This is a genomic window from Maribacter sp. R77961 (assembly GCF_044594925.1).
Lineage (GTDB): Bacteria > Bacteroidota > Bacteroidia > Flavobacteriales > Flavobacteriaceae > Maribacter.
Map to the genome: position 1 here is coordinate 2,265,308 of NZ_CP138991.1, position 16,538 is coordinate 2,281,845.

Here is a 16,538-nt window from a genome sequence, read left to right on the forward strand (position 1 = left end):
TCTTTTTATCATTATTCGACCACCTCTATAAGCGTCCTTTCATTTTGTTTATGGAGAAAATCTAAACAGTACACACCATTGGTACAATTATTCTTTATTTTTTCCTCCCCGTACCCTACAGATTCAATAATGTTTGAAGAAGACAAACCATTCTTTAATAGATAAATCTTTATAGCATCTGATCTCTTCTGAGAGAGTTTCTTATTATAACTGGTACTACCTTTGCTATTTGTGTGTGTTTCTATCTTAAGTTGTAACTCTGGGAACCTACTGACTGCGTCTACGACTTTATCTAGCTCAGTGGTAATATTAGCATTTACCGTGCTCTTATTCTTATCAAAATAAAATTTACCAAGTTTTAATACCTTTTTACCTTCCTTAGTTTCAATTAAATCATCTAACATGGCTAGACCCATATTATATGAAGTTTTTTGAAGCTCTTCCATTCCTTCCTCTGAGTAAGCTGCAGAAAAAATTGAATAGCGGTCCTTCGTGGCTTGAATAGTAACTTGCTTTTGCCATGGAATTTCAAAAGCAAAACTACCGTCATCATCTGAATAAGTTTCTTTCAAGACCTCTCCCTCTCTACTTAACAACCTAACTTGTGCTTTAGTTATTCCATCTTTAGAAGAAAGATTTACTACTTTACCTTTTAGGGCAAAAGTCTTCAATCCCGGGGTCTTTTTTAATTTAAAACTATAGATATCATCGCCTCCTTTACCCCCTGGTCGATTAGAAGCGAAATAACCAATAAGTTCTTTTTCACTATTCTGTTCTATAATAAACCCAAAATCATCCGCTACTGAATTAATTCCTTCTCCTATATTCACTGGAATACTAAAGGAACCATCTTTTAGAACATTTGATTTATAGATATCCATGCCACCCAAACCATAAAATACATCAGAAGAGAAATATAAGCTACCATTATGTATATAAGGAGCTATTTCATTTCCAGGTGAATTTATTCTAGGTCCCAGATTTATGGGCGCCGACATAATTTGTCCGTTATTGGTAAAAACATAGTATAAATCTGTACCGCCATAGCTATTCTCAAAATTTGCGGCAAAATATAGCCTATCGGTTTCACTATCAAAATATGGGTAGTAGAATGAAGTACTTAAATCCTTCAATAAAAATCGAAAATCACCATTTTCATAGAGCATCCCTATAGCTAAGGCGTTTTTCCCATTATCATCAAAAGCCATATCTCCTCCTTGCGTGTTGGAAAGTATATAAAAAAACCTCTTCAACTCTTTCGAAAAATAAGGAGTAGATTTATGAAATTTAGATTCTGGAATCTTAGTAAAAGGGGCACTACTGGATATATTTCCGTCTATTTCTATTTTACCCGAGTAAATGTCTAGATAGGACTCTCCCGAAGGTTTGTAAACATCCTTAGATTTTTGAGGTCTACCGCTGCTGAACAAAAGTTGTTCCTTATAAAATGCTGGGGAAAAATCCCCTTGAGGAGTATTTATGTCCAAGTTGATAATTTTAACATCACTCGATTCTCCCGAAGCTGCTAAAAGCTCATAATTAAATTCAGCGTTTTCTAACAATTCTGTAGCTAAGAGCGATGACTTCGTTTTTAAAAAAGCTTTTACTTTTTCTTTATCCGTGTTTTTCGATAAGCTTTGAAGCATTTTATTAAAACGATGTACAGACATTATAGTATCGTTTTTGTTTACTTGCATATATAATTCAGAAGCGTCGTCATATTTTCCGGTCTTAAAGTAAGCATCAGCTAAATTAAGAACCTGATTGTTTTTTAAGGGTGTTTTAGCTTTTTCTTTATTGTATGCTTCAATAGCAGCCTCATATTGATAACCATAAAAAAGATTGTCTCCCTTTGATTTTTTCTCTTGAGCTAAAAGAGATGAGGAGATCACTAGAAGAAATACGATAAGTAGTTTAAATTTCATATCCAGTAGTATTTAAAAGAATCGAGGTGTATCAATCTGCTTTGGCTTCCCTTTTGCGTTCTTATTTTTATTGTTCTTATCTCCAGAACCGCCTCCACCTTTTCCAAGGAAAAATTTCAATATCACTTCATGTGAACCATTATTAAACTCACCCAATGCGTTTGTATTATAATCATAGGAGTATCCAATAAACGTTCCGCTAGAAATCTGAAAGCCCGCTAGGCCACTAAATGCGTTCTCAACGCGATAGGAAACACCAGCCGTAAAAACATTTGATATTAAAAAATTAGCGGATACATTAATGTTCAAAGGAGCACCTTGAAGTGAATTAATTAAAAATGCCGGCTTAAATTTAAATCCATCCGAAAAATTAAACACATACCCTCCAATAAAGTTAAACTGCATCCTATCCTCTACAATTGAAGCAACATCGTCATTATAAACTCCTTCGGTCAAAAAATTTGGAATAGAAGCTCCAAGATACCAATCATCACCATAAAGAAAAGTTCCGGCACCCACCGTTGGGTAAAATCTACTAATATTTTCATTATTTAAAGGCTCCCCTGGATTTTCAAAAGTTCCTTTGGAGAAATCTATGTTCAAAAAAGACCCCCCAGCATCCAGACCAAAAGAGAGTTTGGTTTCATCCGTTAAGTTTACTTGATACGAATAGGACAGATCTGCATAGGTCTGTGTTTGTGGACCTAACTGATCGTTCACAATATTGATTCCTAGACCCATCTTTTCGTTTTTAAAAGGCAGGTTGGTACCGAACCGTATGGTTCTTGGAGCACCAGGGATATCAATCCACTGTGCCCTATAAAGTCCAGCAATTTCTGCATTTTCAACAGTGCCAACATAGGCAGGGTTAAAGCTCCCAATATTATACATATACTGGGTATACTGCGGTTCTTTTTGACCATAAACAATAGTACATATTGTAGTGGACAACAGGAAAAAACTAAGGATAAAAGTATATCCTGACTTATATATTTTATAATCCATAGTACCTTTTATCGTATCAACTGTATCCATCCTTTATCAAGAACAGGTCCATTACCAATATCATAGTTCATAATATAAAAATAAGTTCCTTTTGGAGCTTCTTTTCCTTCGTATGTGCCATCCCAGATATCTGGTTCTGTTTGTTCTTGTTCAGAAGCATAGACTAAATTACCATACCGGTCAAATATATTAATCTTATACACTATTTCTTGAATTAGACCAGTCTCACTATTTCTAAGATTAATTCTAAGAACATCGTTGGTACCATCTCCATTCGGCGAAAACTGGTTGAATAGGAATCCAGGAACTGCAGGGGTTGGAACACCTATTGTTACCGTTACACTACTTCGATTATTTATTTCATTACCATCCCTTGGAGAAGAACTTATCAAAAATGCCGTATTATCAAAACTCCCCTCTGTGGTTACTGTACCAATAAGCTCCAACACGGCTGCATTTTCCTCACCAACTTCTAAAGAAGGTATAGTCCAACGTTCATTGATAGGGTCATAAGAACCTATACTTGCATTATCGGAATCATAACTAAACAAGTTCTCGAAACCTGCAGATATACTATCTCTAACAATGATATTATTTATCACATCACCCTCTTGAGAGAGATTCGTAACCGTAATGGTAAAAGTAATTTGCTCTCCCACCAGCGGTGTAAGGTTACTTACCGTTTTTTCGATATTCAAATCTATTCCCTCAGGAACTTCTATTTCAAGAATTACAACAGCCTCGTTATTCTCTTCGTTGTTATCCATAGGAAAGGATTCCAATAAAGTAGCGGTGTTGGAATAAATCCCATCCTCTAAAATAGTTACAGTTAATTGTAACTGGGCGTTACCTAAAGAAGGTAATTCCAGAACATCCCATTCACCGGTTACCGGATCATAAAAATCATTGGTATTACTTGTAGTATGGCTTACGTACTCAAAACCAGTCTCTAAAAGTTCTCCTATTTTTATTCCTAAAACCCTGCTGTCCGAAAGGTTGTTAACCCGGACTGTAAATACAACAGTTTCTCCAATAACAGCATCTGGGTTATCAACAACTTTGGTAATTTCCAGATCAATCGGGTCTGGTTCACAATCAGGTGTTAAATTAGGGTCACAGGCATCTAAGGGATCAGAACCGTTAGCTTCCTCATCACCATCTGAAATACCATCCCCATCCGTATCACATAAACCAATGGTATTATCAGGAATACATGGGTTAGCATTTGCAGGATCTTGTTGATCATTTACGCCATCGTTATCAGAATCTAAGGTATTAGAATCCAAAGCATCTATTATACCATCATTATCTTCATCTAGGGGATTATTGACGTCAGGACCTGTTTCCTCACCGTCATTGATACCATCTCCATCCGTATCCGGATTATTTGGGTCTGTCCCCAAGGTAGCCTCTTCACCGCCCAACAAACCATCCCCATCCGCATCTGTATCACAATCACTTACTGAAATAGTGACCTCAACAGAAGCCTGTGTACAGGGCGCTGTAGAACCTGTCGTTGTGTAGGTAAAAACATAATCCCCATCAGGCAAACCAGTAAAATCTATAGTATTATCATCGTTTATAACTACCCCGGATGAAGGATCGTTCGTTATGGTCCAAACACCTACATCTTGACCAGATAATCTATCATCTAAATCCAAACTTACTGGACCATTAGCAGCAACACTGCAGGCAGACGCATTTGTAGCAACTCCTACTGTTGCCTGAAAACCAACGGTGGCGATAACCTCTTGCCTTTCCGTTGCACAACCATTTTCCACGGCTTCCGCATAAAACGATGTTGTGCCGCTTAAAGGAGGAGTTGTAAAATCTGCTCCAATAGCTAAAACGGTTCCTCCGGTTGGAACATTATACCAGTTAATAGAGGCACCATCACTGGCTACTGCACTTAATAAAACCGTCCCCGTATCACATCTTTCATTATTGGTAACGCTTATCAAAGTTGGTGTCGTATTTAAGGTAAGTTCAACTTCAATTGTACCACTAGCACAGTCATCGTCAAAATTATTAGGTGTGCCATTATCGTCTAAAAAGAATCCAAAGTAAGAACCGTCGTTTGGCGGGTTTGCAACCTGAGCCGGTGTTAGGTAAGCATTTTCGTTCAATGGATCTGATAGTGTACTCCATCTCAATTCTGTGCCAGCAGGAGCTGCGCTACTCGTGTAATCATTTAAGCTGACATCTATAACATCACAGAAAACAGTGGTAACCGTAGCATCCAATATTGGTGCAGGTGCACAATTGTCATCATCATTAATTGTTCCAACGGCGTCTCCACCATCTGCAAGCGCTACATTGTTGGTGGGACTTCCTAATTGTACAAAAAAGTCTTCGCTTTCCTCAAGTAACTGGTCATTGATTATGGGTACCGCAATGGTTTGGGTCTCCCCTGCCGTTCCGGCAAAACTTAAGTTACCCGCGGTACTATTGTAATCGACACCACCTCCTGTTGCCGTGTCATCTGAGAAATTATAGGTAACTGTAGTACCGCCATCAACCGCGATATCTAAAACTACATCAAACTCCAAGTTACCGGCAGCGTTATTTTCGTTTACGGCAACATTGGAAATACTTAAACTTCCTCTATCATCATCTCCTATATCTACAGTAGCGGTCTGAGTCGGGGCCGCACCCAATACATAATTCGTTCCTGTGGTCAGTGTTAAGGTAACAGCTTCAGAAACTTCTTGAATCTCATCATCCGTTGGAACAATAGAAATAGTTCCCGTTTGTTGTCCTGCAGGAATCGTTAAGCTTGTTCCAATAGTCGTATAATCCGCACCATTAACCGCATTTCCAGCGCCAGTAGCAATGGTATAGTTAACAGTAATTGGTCCTCCAGATGTGTTCGGTGCTCCCAAATCTATGGTAAATAGCCCTGTAGAGGTGGCGGGGGTATTTTCTGCCGCACTAGCATCGGTAGCCGTAATAGTCGCAGTTAAATTATCATCATCCGCTATGTTTACGTTATCCGAATTATCCGGGCTAGCTGCAACTATATAACTTGTTCCTGAATCTAAAGTAATGGTAACACTCTCCTGCCCTTCTACAATGGTATCATCGACTGGACGTATTGTAATTGCTGCGGTCTGACTTCCATCCGCGATACTGACACTAGAGCCAATATCACCATAATCCACAACGTTCGTTGCCGTTCCGCCAGCAGTAAAATTCACTATAACCGGATTACCCGTATTGTTCACAGCATCCAGTCTAATCGTAAAGGTTCCCACTGCATTTGCCGGAGTATTTTCCGCGGCATCGGGGTCGGTCGCTGATATTGATGCTTCAAAAACATCATCATCCAATATGTTAACTGTGGCGGTCCGGGTAGTAACAGCCCCTAAATCGTATCCTGTACCAGCAGCCAATGTAAGCACTACGGTTTCGGCACCTTCCACTAAAAGATCATTCGTAGGGGTAATCGTTATTTCAGCAGTTTGATCACCATCAGCAATTGCTATACTCGTTCCTATGTCCGTATAATCCGTGATATTGGTAGCCGTACCAGCAATAGTGAAATTTACTGTGATAGGAGTCCCAGAGGTATTTGGGGTTCCTATATCAACGGTAAAGGTACCCTCCGTTGCCGGATTACCTTCTTCAGCAGCAGCCGAAGTTGCGACAATGCTAGCCGTATAACTATCATCATCGGCATTAGTTGCGTTGATGGTTTGATCCGGTAGACCATCAAAATCGTCATCACTACTTGCATCGTCTACGCTTACCGTTATCGAATAAGGTTGCACGCCATCTACTAATACATCATCCGCACCTGTAATAGTTATTTCTTGTGCAACATTATAATTAGCAGGGGTAAAAGTAACCGTAGCGGGTGCTACCGTTCCCTCTCCCGTATCGGAAGAAACAAGGTTCAGTATTACATTAGATGCGGGTTGGCTAGTTAAAACCATAGAAAAAGTATCCGCAACATCTGGTTCTGATGTGGCGGTATTGCCACCGGTTTCCGTAATCGTGAACCCAGCTGCATCATTGTCCACAATGTTTATAGTCGCTGTTCTTGTTGAAGCAGCGGCAAGATTATATGCTGTTCCTGTACCCAGATTTAATATAGCCGTTTCCGGTGCTTCAATAAGTGCGTCATCGACAGGAACTATATTAACATTAGCGCTCTGATCACCATTCGGCACATTTACAGTAAGTCCAATATTCGCATAATCCGTTACATGCGTGGCTGTTCCAGCTCTAGTAAAATTAACTACTATGGGTGCCCCGGTATTATTTACGTTTCCTAAATCTACTGTGAAGATTCCTGTAGCATTTGCCGGGGTATTTTCGGCAGCATCGGCATCAGCAGCTATTATTGTTGCCGTATAGTCGTTATCTAAAATAGACACAGTAGCTTCATCGGCTCCCCCAATTGTAAACAAGGTATTGTTCGTACCTGTTAAGGTAAGGGTTACGGTTTCCGTACCTTCGGTCAAGGCATCATCTATAGGAGTAATGTTTATATTTCTGGCTACGGTAGTACCATTACTTGGAAAAACGAAAGAGCCTGTTCTGTTGTAATCAGTCCCATCTATGGCAGTACCGGCTATTGTAAAAGCAACCGTTGTAGCGGCCCCAGAATCATTAGGATTGCTTAAAGTAAGCCTAAACCTTGCTACAGCGGAGCCTTCTTCGTTACCTTCTGGAGTTAAAGGTGTTACCGTTATAACTCCCGCATCATCATCAACCAATGCAATTTCCGCAAAAGGATTCCCTGGGTCAATGGTGTAATTTAAATTAGGAGTAATATTCCATCTTACATTTTCATCACCCTCGACCAAATTATCATCTATTACATCAAGGTTAACAGTCACTTGGCCAGCTCCCAAAATAATAGGAACGTTTACCGAGGCTGGAAGTGAGTTATAATCGTCAACTGTAGTTGCTGTGCTGGATGCGTCAACATCCAAAAAAACCGTTAAGTTGGTTAATAGCCCTGCACCAGTTACCCTAACCGTGAACTCGCCAGAAACAGGACCTGTTTCTGCGGCTGTGTTTTGAGAAGCATCAATTGCTACTGTCTGTCCAAAAGCATGGATAGATAACAACAAAAAGAAGCCAATCGAAAAACGATTTAACCTAGTAAATAAATCAAAACACAATAAGCTTTGAAAATTAAAATTATTCTCCATTTTTCATATTGGTTCTTTTGCCAATTAAGTGAACTGGACAAAAAGTAAAAAGGGCTTCAATATTACTAAAAAAAATAGCTAAACCTTTAAATAACAGATTAAAAAAGACTTTTTAGGTTGAAATACAGGATAGCCCTTTTGGAAGTCATTTATCTATAGAAGGTGACTGTGTTTGAGCTTCAGGTTCTATTTTCCTTACCAATCCCTGCAAAACCCTACCAGGCCCAATTTCCGTAAATACGGATGCACCATCCTTAAACATGTTCTGAACACTCTGTGTCCATTTTACAGGCGCTGTTAACTGAAGAATTAAATTCTCTTTAATTTCTTCCGCATCCAAAATCGGTGTAGTACTGACATTCTGATAAATAGGGCAACTAGGTGTATTAAATATTGTGTTAGCAATTGCGGTAGCCAATTCTTCACGAGCAGGCTCCATTAAAGGAGAGTGGAAAGCACCACCTACTGGCAATACCAAGGCCCTCCTAGCACCGGCTTCTTTCATTTTTTCGCAAGCCGTGTTGATTGCCTCTACTTCTCCAGAAATTACGAGTTGACCAGGACAATTATAATTTGCAGCCACTACTATACCAGCCGTGTCAGTACATATTTTTTCAACAACCTCATCTGCCAATCCTAGTACCGCCGCCATGGTGCTTGGCTGTATCTCGCAGGCCTTCTGCATGGCCAAGGCTCTTTGCGATACTAGTTGCAATCCGTCTTCAAATGACAATGAATTATTTGCAACCAAGGCCGAAAATTCTCCTAAGGAGTGACCCGCTACCATATCTGGCCTAAACGATTCTCCCATTACTTTGGACAAGACTACAGAATGAAGAAAGATGGCAGGCTGCGTAACTTTTGTCTCCTTTAGACCTTCTGGTGTACCATTGAACATTACCTCTGTGATAGCAAAGCCTAAAATATCGTTAGCCTGCTGAAACATATCCTTAGCGATTTGAGATTTCTCATAAAGATCTAATCCCATACCTACAAACTGAGCTCCTTGTCCCGGAAAAATATAAGCGTTCATAATTTTCTGATTTAGAGGGCAAAAATAAGGATATAATGTTCAAGCACAAATTGTAGGGTCATTCACAAGTTCATGATTTATACCACCCTCATTTAAACCAGCTAGCATAAGTAATATAGGCTTCCGCAATACGATTAATTTCTCCTGCGCTCAATTCTGGGCTAATATCCTTTATCTTCTTTGCAGGCATACCGGCATAAATTGTGCCCGATGGCACATGGGTTCCTTTTGTCAAAACGGCGCCTGCGGCGATTATACTATTTGATTCCACTATACAATCATCCATAATAATACTTCCCATACCTACCAAAACATCATCCTTAATGGTACAACCGTGAACAATGGCGTTATGGCCTATGGAAACATTACTACCGATTGTTGTAGGTGATTTTTTATAAGTACAATGGATTACCGCTCCATCCTGTACATTAACTTTATTTCCCATTTTTATAAAATGCACATCACCTCTTAAAACAGCATTGAACCAAACACTGCATTCACTTCCCATGGATACCTCTCCTACTATAGTGGCGTTTTCCGCAATAAAGCAATCCTCTCCTATTTTGGGAGAATGCCCCCTAACTGATTTTATCATCTTGTTCTGTTATATTTTAATCGAAAAAGGACAGAAATTGTTTCTTTTTTGATGCTGAAACCAAAAGTTCTTTACCATTAGACATAACTACGCTACCTCCTTTTCCTTTCCTATACTTAACTACTTCGTTAACATTTACAAGATACGATTTGTGCACCCGTGCAAAAGGAAAATCTGAAAGTGCTTCTTCGAAATATTTTAAGGTCTTACTCACTAAAATCTTCTTATTCTCTAAGAATATTTCGGTATAGTTATCATCTGCTTTGCAGTAAAGTATCTCTTCAACATTCAAAATCTGAAATCCGTCTTGTTGAGGAAGTGTTAACTTACCACTTACTCCTTTGGATTTACTATTCAAAACACTTTCCTGCAACTTATTTTCCTTCTCTTTAACTTCAAAAACATAGGCTACCGCCTTAATAAGCTCATCAATATTAATAGGTTTCATTAAATAATAGGCGGCGTGCTCATTTAGGGCATCTTTGGCGTAGTGGTCATAAGCGGTTACAAAGACAATTTCGAAACTACGCTCAGGTAGCTGCTCTAAAAGGTCGAAAGCATTCCCGAAAGGCATCTCAACATCCAAAAAAATTAAGTCTAAATCATTATTGTTTATGAGTTTCAACCCTTCTTTTATGGAAGCAGCCTCTCCTACTAAATCTACTTTAGGGCAATACTTTTTTAGGTAATTTCTTAAAATCTCCCTACTGTTAGATTCATCCTCTATCAAGATAGCTTTTAAATTCATTTATCCTTCTTTATGGTAAAAATCACTTTTGTTCCCTCTCCAGACTTCATTAAGTCGGTAATAACAACATCTACTTTATCCTTATGCATATCGTTTAAGATAGCCACGCGCTGTTTTATATTTCCCATACCCTTAGACTTTTGTTTTTTCTGATGAACCGTCTTAAGTTCAGCTGATTTTTTTCTTCCTATACCATTGTCGGTTATACTAATCTCTAGCTCTTTTTTATTTTTACTGGTTAAACGAATGTCCAAACTCCCTTTCTCATTTTTATATCTTAAGCCGTGCCATATTGCATTTTCTATGTAAGGCTGAAGTAACATCGGCGGTATTTGAAAAGAAGATACGTCCAAAATCTCATCGATATGAATAGTATAGTCAAACTTATCGGGGAATCTTGAATGTTCTAATTTTATATACAGCTCCAAGAGTTCCAGTTCTTTGGCCAAGGGTATAAAATCCTCCTCGGAATTCTCTAGTACAGAACGCATTAGTGTTGAAAATTCACTTAAGTATCGATTAGCACTTCGTTCATCACTTTTGGCTATAAAATTATTGACAGAGTTAAGTGCATTGAAAATAAAGTGAGGGTTCATTTGGGAGCGCAGCGATTTTAGCGCTAATAAGTTATTCGCAAGCTTTTGCTGTTGATTGCTCCTATAAAAAAAGAAAGCCGCCAGACCTGTTAACAATAATCCAACAATTAAGGAATAGATTACCCAACGTTGCCGCTTATAACTTTCTTCGGATAGTTCTTGTTCTGTCAAGGCCAGATCATACTTGCTTTGAGATAGTTCACGTTCTTGTTCCAAACCTGTTATTCTGCTTTGGGTTGCAGCTATTTCCCTATTGAATCTAGACGCTCTGGAGATTTCCTGTTCTTTTCTTACATACAGGGTATCTACCAATGTTACATAAGACTGATAGGTCTCTAATGCCTTATCAAAATTTCCTTCGTATTCATATACTTCGGATAGTTTACGGGTAGCATCCTTTTGTACTATTAAATCATCCTCAGAATCTGCCTCTACAATACTTCTCTCTAAGTAGGGAATAGCTTCGCTATACTTGTCTTGAGCTATGTAGGCATTTGCTATTTTATAATTAATTCGCTGTGTGGTGATGGTATCACCCATTTCTTGTCTACTAGCTTTACTTTTTGGAGAATTAAGCTTATCCAGTTCCACCAAACTATTCTTGCGCAGGGCAATCTCTTCGTTGAATTGACTTTTTTTGTTGTAAAAATCAGCTACTTTCTCTTTCTCCTGCAAAGCTCGTTTGGGAGCAAGTTTGTTAGCCAGTTCTAATGAATTTCCATAATATGCCTCAGCTTCCATTAATTGATTCCCTTGAGAATAGGCATCCGCAATCTTAGAATTTAAATCGGTCATTTTGGGCGTAATCTGGTTCTTGGTCGCCACCTTTAATCCCTCATTATAGTAGGCAACCGATTCACTGATACTATTCAGGCCTATTTTAATATCGCCTAGCAGTTCAAATAAAGTCACTCTTTGAAAAGGAACCATATTTCTTATGTTCTTCAACGGTTCTAGCACTTCATTTGCCTTCTGGTACTGCTTATTAATACTCAAGGTCTTTCCCAGTAGCAAGGAGGTTTTTATAGATTTATTGGTTTCCAGGGCATCTTCGAAATTATCTATTGCCAAATCATACTGCTTGTGAAATAGATACACTTCCCCTAGGGCCGTTAAAGATTTTGCCAACTCATTTTTATTACCTCTCTTGCCTAAAACCGTAATGGACTGTGCAACGAAGTCGATACTTTTGGCAATATCTTTTTTTTTGTACGTTTCCGCGGAATCTAGTAGCGATTGATGCAGCGAAACTTCGCGTTTAGAAATTCCTGGCGTACTAGTACTCCATTTTCGCGGTTTATATTCTTCAACAAGGACCCTAATATCCTCATCACTCTTAATAGTATAGGTGACGGTTTCAAAGCCTGAATCCTCAATCCTTAATTCTTCTCCTTTAGACGTTCTAATCCTAAACTCCCCAAGCACGTTAGTTAAAGTATAAGCACCTGAACTGGTTGCTACGGACACACCAGAGATAGGCTCCGAGGTTTCCTTTTCCTGCACTATTCCCTTTACAACAAATGTTGCCACGGTTCTATCCTGCTGCCCAAAACACGAATAAACTCCCAAAAAACAGAACAGTATATATATGAATAGATTTTTCATGACATCTAATTACTCGATAATCGAGATTAAAAATGCTCCAAGGCTTGCCTCGAAATCATATTGTTTTCCTTTCATAACTCGCGGGCATGCCCTGAGTTAGTTTGCTGTAAACTTAGCTGATTTTATGGTTACTTAAAAATAGACTTCACACTAAAACAGGGTCAAAGAGGACGCTTTGGAGGATTTTACACATGGGGAGGTCACACTCACTCATTCAAAAGGACCATTCCCTCAAAGCCATTATTTTAAAAATAAGTTTGCTCTTAGATTTACCCCAACATAAAATTAAAAAAGATGAAAAATTATCAAAAAATAGCTGCTTTGAGTTTAATGTCATTTTCGTTAACATTTTCTTACGGATGCGAACTTAGACCAAAGACAGAAAAAGAGCCTTTTTTAGCTGAAGTAATTAAACCTGACGAAGCAACTAAAAAGAATAATACCGTCAAGATTGCTCTTCTATTGGACACCAGTAATAGTATGGATGGGCTCATCAACCAAGCAAAGTCTCAACTTTGGGATATTGTAAATGAATTTACCCATGCCAAATGTGGGAATGAAATGCGTCCCGAACTACAAATTGCCATCTATCAATACGGGAATGATGCTCTTTCTTCTAGAGAAGGGTATATACAACAAGTACTGAACTTCAGTGGGGATTTAGACGAGATTTCCGAAAAACTTTTTTCATTAACCACCAATGGTGGTGAAGAATATTGCGGAGCTGTAATACAGACCTCCATTAAACAGTTAGAATGGGGAAAAAACCCAGACAATCTTAAAATGATCTTCATTGCTGGCAACGAGCCATTTAATCAGGGGAAATTGAATTATAAGGATGCAGTTGTTAATGCTAAGGAAAAAGATATTGTTGTCAATACCATTTTCTGTGGCAACTACGAACAAGGTATACAGACTAATTGGAAAAATGGCGCTATACTCAGTGGAGGGGAATATATGGCAATTGATCATAATAAACAGGTAGTACAAGTTAACACACCTTATGATGAAATTATTATAAAACTAAACTCAAAACTGAATAAAACCTACGTGAGCTACGGATCATTGGGTGTTTCTAAATACAAAGCCCAAGCGGCTCAGGACAACAATGCCATGGAAATGGAAGAAGCTGTTGCGGTAAAGCGAGCGGTAAGTAAAAGCTCCCGTCTTTACAATAACAAAAAATGGGACTTGGTAGACGCTTCTGCGGATAAGGAATTTAACATTAACACCATTGACGACAAAGACTTGCCCAAGGAATTACAAGGAAAGTCGGAAGCGGAAAAAATAAAATATGTGGAATTGAAAAAATCCGAGAGAGCAAAGATTCAAAAAGAAATTAAAACGCTAAATGCAAAAAGGCTAGCATACATTGCAAAAAATAAAAATGATGAAAGTGAGGCCGGCCTAGAAGGTGTTATGCTAAAAGCGATTAAAAGGCAGGCTTCGGCAAAGAACTATACTTGGGAATAAAAAAGGATATGGTTGTGATTAGAGGTTCTTTCTTTTACAGAAGGAGCCTCTTTTTATTGTGCCGCCGGACAATAGCAATCGTACTTACGTTCTGCTTGACCAAAATCATATCCAAGCGTAATTTGATGAAAACCCCCATTATCAAACCTAATATCTCCCATTTGATATGAATAATTGTACGACACCATGAAATTATTAATGTTCGCACCAACTATAGGTGTTATTAATTGCAACCGTTGCTGGCCAAAACCAGTAGCTGTTTGGAACTGAGCTCCGTCAAAACTTCTTCTATAAGAGAGTCCGCCCCAAATACGGCCAAAATCAACATCTCTGTATACCTTGGTATTTACGTCTATAGTTTTTTCACTAGTAAACTCCGTCAATTGAAAAAGAACTGAAGGCTCTACTTGCCATTCGTTCTTTCCGAAGACATATCCTGCCGAAATAAGATATCTTCTGATATTATCAATAACCAATTGGTCCGGATTATCTTGTCTATCTCTGTAGTAAATATTTCTTCTACTACCCGTTAACGCATTGGTCACAGCAAAATGTGCATAAAACTCCATGAAGTTATAGGATAAACCCAAGTCAACATTAAAATAGGAGGCACTCAATTTTATACCTGCAATGGCAGGATCTTGTAGTACGGACCTAAATTCACTTTCATCAAGACTGCTCTGTAAAATGGTACCACTTAAACCAAAAGATAATTGGTTCAGGACTCTAACATCTTCTCCTCCCATTCTAAGGTGATGCGCATAGGTAAGCTTCATACCAGTTTGAGAGTGATACCCGTTTGCATCGTTAAAAATAATAGCTCCCACTCCGCTAGGCCCATCACCTAATCTAAAATGGGCATTTATAGTTTGCAGACTAGGGGCATCTTCAACATCGAACCATTGTTTTCTAGCAGTAGCCCTAATTTTTCCTCCTTGTCCAATACCGGCCATTGACGGGTATACTAAGTAATAATTATCGGATAAGTAATCAAAATATACGGGAATACCTTCCTGTGCAAAGGACTTAAGTCCAAAAACAAGGAAAGAAAAAATAACTACTAGCTTTAATTTCATCTTGGGAAATGAGGATATAGGTTCAATATGTGCTAAATATAAAGTATAACGACTTAACCGGAACATTATTATATAGGCTTTAACTTAGATTTCCTTCGTATTTTTGTTGAAAATTGAATCTAGATGAAAGAGTATTCCATTACGGTAGTGAAAACCAACAATCCTACCATACTTAAATTTGAAACGAACCATCTTCTGGTTAAACGAAAGAACTACGAGTATAAAAATATAGACGAAGCTCAAAATGCGCCCTTGGCGCAGCAACTTTTTCACCTTCCATTTATAAAAACAGTTTATGTATCCGGGAATTTTATCGGGTTGGAACGCTATGATATTGTAGAGTGGGAAGATGTAAAAGATGAAGTAGCACAACAATTAGTGGAGTATCTAAATGCGGGGGAACCCGTGGTTATAGAAGAAGATACTGATAAACCTATAGCTATTACGGTTTATGCGGAAGTAACACCCAATCCTGCGACCATGAAGTTTGTTGCAAGCAAAAAAATTGTTGGTGCTACTTACGAGTTTAAAAATATTGATGAAGCGAGGATGTCTCCTTTAGCGATGGAATTGTTCCAGCTTCCTTTTGTCAAACAAGTTTTTATTGACGAGAACTATGTATCGGTATCCAAATATGAAGTTGCCGAGTGGGAAGATATAACTTTAGAGCTAAGAGAACTGATACGTAATTTTATAGCCCAAGGCAAAGAAATTGTACTGGGGAATGCCAAATCTACCGGAAAAGGAGACACTAAGGAAACGTCTACTATTAAGGTCGAAGAAAATCTAGATGACACTTCTTTAGAAATCATTGATATTTTAGAAGAATATGTAAAACCAGCAGTAGCAAGTGATGGTGGTAATATCCTGTTCAAATCTTACGAAAAAGAAACAGGCAAGGTAAATGTGATACTGCAAGGCGCCTGTAGTGGATGCCCTTCTTCTACTTTTACTTTAAAAAATGGAATAGAAACCATGCTAAAAAATATGATGGGTGATAAAATAAATGAAGTTGTGGCCCTAAACGGCTAAAAAAACCATCAGGTACGTTAAGCTTTCTTTCATAAAATTCACTAATTTGTAAGAAATATAAAAACACTAATTATGGCAGTTTTAAAAGTAATAGAAGTATTAGCAAATTCAAGTAAAAGTTGGGAAGACGCAGCTAAAAATGCGGTAGACCAAGCTTCAAAATCCGTAAAGAACATCCGTTCTGTATATTTAAACGAACAAAGTGCCACCGTTGAAGACGGAAAAATGGTAGATTATCGCGTTAACGTGAAAATCACTTTTGAAGTAAAGTAAGTTCTACTTAAACAA

11 protein-coding genes are annotated in these 16,538 nt (G+C 38.3%); 3 read left to right on the forward strand and 8 right to left on the reverse strand.

Features of this window, described 5'->3' with window-relative positions:
• Window positions 1-11: 11 nt before the first annotated feature.
• From SJY09_RS09985 to SJY09_RS10015, 7 genes are all read right to left on the reverse strand, one after another.
• The gene (locus SJY09_RS09985; RefSeq protein WP_396635574.1) at window positions 12-1,925 is read right to left on the reverse strand and encodes an OmpA family protein; all 1,914 of its coding nucleotides are present in this window, start codon (window positions 1,923-1,925) and stop codon (window positions 12-14) included.
• 12 nt (window positions 1,926-1,937) lie between these two features.
• Window positions 1,938-2,960, reverse strand: a complete 1,023-nt coding sequence (locus SJY09_RS09990) for a type IX secretion system membrane protein PorP/SprF (RefSeq protein WP_396635575.1) — start codon at window positions 2,958-2,960, stop codon at window positions 1,938-1,940.
• Window positions 2,939-8,092, reverse strand: coding sequence for a Calx-beta domain-containing protein (locus tag SJY09_RS09995; protein WP_396635576.1), 5,154 nt, complete (start codon window positions 8,090-8,092; stop codon window positions 2,939-2,941). Before SJY09_RS09995 ends, SJY09_RS09990 begins: the two co-directional genes overlap by 22 nt.
• 145 nt (window positions 8,093-8,237) lie before the next feature.
• On the reverse strand, window positions 8,238-9,125 hold the full coding sequence (gene fabD / locus SJY09_RS10000; RefSeq protein ID WP_396635577.1) for an ACP S-malonyltransferase: 888 nt from the start codon (window positions 9,123-9,125) through the stop codon (window positions 8,238-8,240).
• 88 nt (window positions 9,126-9,213) lie between these two features.
• Window positions 9,214-9,720: a gamma carbonic anhydrase family protein gene (locus tag SJY09_RS10005; RefSeq protein WP_396635578.1), complete on the reverse strand. Its 507-nt coding sequence runs from the start codon at window positions 9,718-9,720 to the stop codon at window positions 9,214-9,216.
• A gap of 16 nt (window positions 9,721-9,736) precedes the next feature.
• Window positions 9,737-10,468, reverse strand: coding sequence for a LytR/AlgR family response regulator transcription factor (locus SJY09_RS10010; RefSeq protein WP_396635579.1), 732 nt, complete (start codon window positions 10,466-10,468; stop codon window positions 9,737-9,739).
• Entirely contained in the window at window positions 10,465-12,669 is a 2,205-nt protein-coding gene (locus SJY09_RS10015; protein WP_396635580.1) for a histidine kinase, read from the reverse strand. The genes SJY09_RS10010 and SJY09_RS10015 overlap by 4 nt, the downstream gene beginning before the upstream one ends.
• 294 nt (window positions 12,670-12,963) lie before the next feature.
• Between SJY09_RS10015 and SJY09_RS10020 the strand changes: the two genes are divergently transcribed.
• Window positions 12,964-14,142 (forward strand): VWA domain-containing protein, encoded by a 1,179-nt coding sequence (locus SJY09_RS10020; RefSeq protein WP_396635581.1) that lies wholly within the window; start codon window positions 12,964-12,966, stop codon window positions 14,140-14,142.
• Between the two features lie 53 nt (window positions 14,143-14,195).
• Here the strand turns inward: SJY09_RS10020 and SJY09_RS10025 are convergent, their stop codons facing one another.
• On the reverse strand, window positions 14,196-15,218 hold the full coding sequence (locus tag SJY09_RS10025; protein ID WP_396635582.1) for a type IX secretion system membrane protein PorP/SprF: 1,023 nt from the start codon (window positions 15,216-15,218) through the stop codon (window positions 14,196-14,198).
• Window positions 15,219-15,341: 123 nt separating this feature from the next.
• On the opposite strand from SJY09_RS10025, the gene SJY09_RS10030 reads away from it, so the two are divergent.
• Together SJY09_RS10030 and SJY09_RS10035 are read left to right on the forward strand one after the other, a co-directional pair.
• Complete coding sequence (locus tag SJY09_RS10030; protein WP_396635583.1) at window positions 15,342-16,250, forward strand: NifU family protein; 909 nt, start codon at window positions 15,342-15,344, stop codon at window positions 16,248-16,250.
• A 72-nt stretch (window positions 16,251-16,322) separates the two neighbouring features.
• Window positions 16,323-16,523, forward strand: a complete 201-nt coding sequence (locus SJY09_RS10035; RefSeq protein WP_099574202.1) for a dodecin family protein — start codon at window positions 16,323-16,325, stop codon at window positions 16,521-16,523.
• Window positions 16,524-16,538 lie beyond the last annotated feature (15 nt).

Bases quoted from the DNA above. Each gene is read 5' to 3' on its own strand.
- SJY09_RS09985 (WP_396635574.1), bottom strand. From the start codon at position 1,925: ATGAAATTTAAACTACTTATCGTATTTCTTCTAGTGATCTCCTCATCT.
- SJY09_RS09990 (WP_396635575.1), bottom strand. From the start codon at position 2,960: ATGGATACAGTTGATACGATAAAAGGTACTATGGATTATAAAATATAT.
- SJY09_RS09995 (WP_396635576.1), bottom strand. From the start codon at position 8,092: ATGGAGAATAATTTTAATTTTCAAAGCTTATTGTGTTTTGATTTATTT.
- fabD (WP_396635577.1), bottom strand. From the start codon at position 9,125: ATGAACGCTTATATTTTTCCGGGACAAGGAGCTCAGTTTGTAGGTATG.
- SJY09_RS10005 (WP_396635578.1), bottom strand. From the start codon at position 9,720: ATGATAAAATCAGTTAGGGGGCATTCTCCCAAAATAGGAGAGGATTGC.
- SJY09_RS10010 (WP_396635579.1), bottom strand. From the start codon at position 10,468: ATGAATTTAAAAGCTATCTTGATAGAGGATGAATCTAACAGTAGGGAG.
- SJY09_RS10015 (WP_396635580.1), bottom strand. From the start codon at position 12,669: ATGAAAAATCTATTCATATATATACTGTTCTGTTTTTTGGGAGTTTAT.
- SJY09_RS10020 (WP_396635581.1), top strand. From the start codon at position 12,964: ATGAAAAATTATCAAAAAATAGCTGCTTTGAGTTTAATGTCATTTTCG.
- SJY09_RS10025 (WP_396635582.1), bottom strand. From the start codon at position 15,218: ATGAAATTAAAGCTAGTAGTTATTTTTTCTTTCCTTGTTTTTGGACTT.
- SJY09_RS10030 (WP_396635583.1), top strand. From the start codon at position 15,342: ATGAAAGAGTATTCCATTACGGTAGTGAAAACCAACAATCCTACCATA.
- SJY09_RS10035 (WP_099574202.1), top strand. From the start codon at position 16,323: ATGGCAGTTTTAAAAGTAATAGAAGTATTAGCAAATTCAAGTAAAAGT.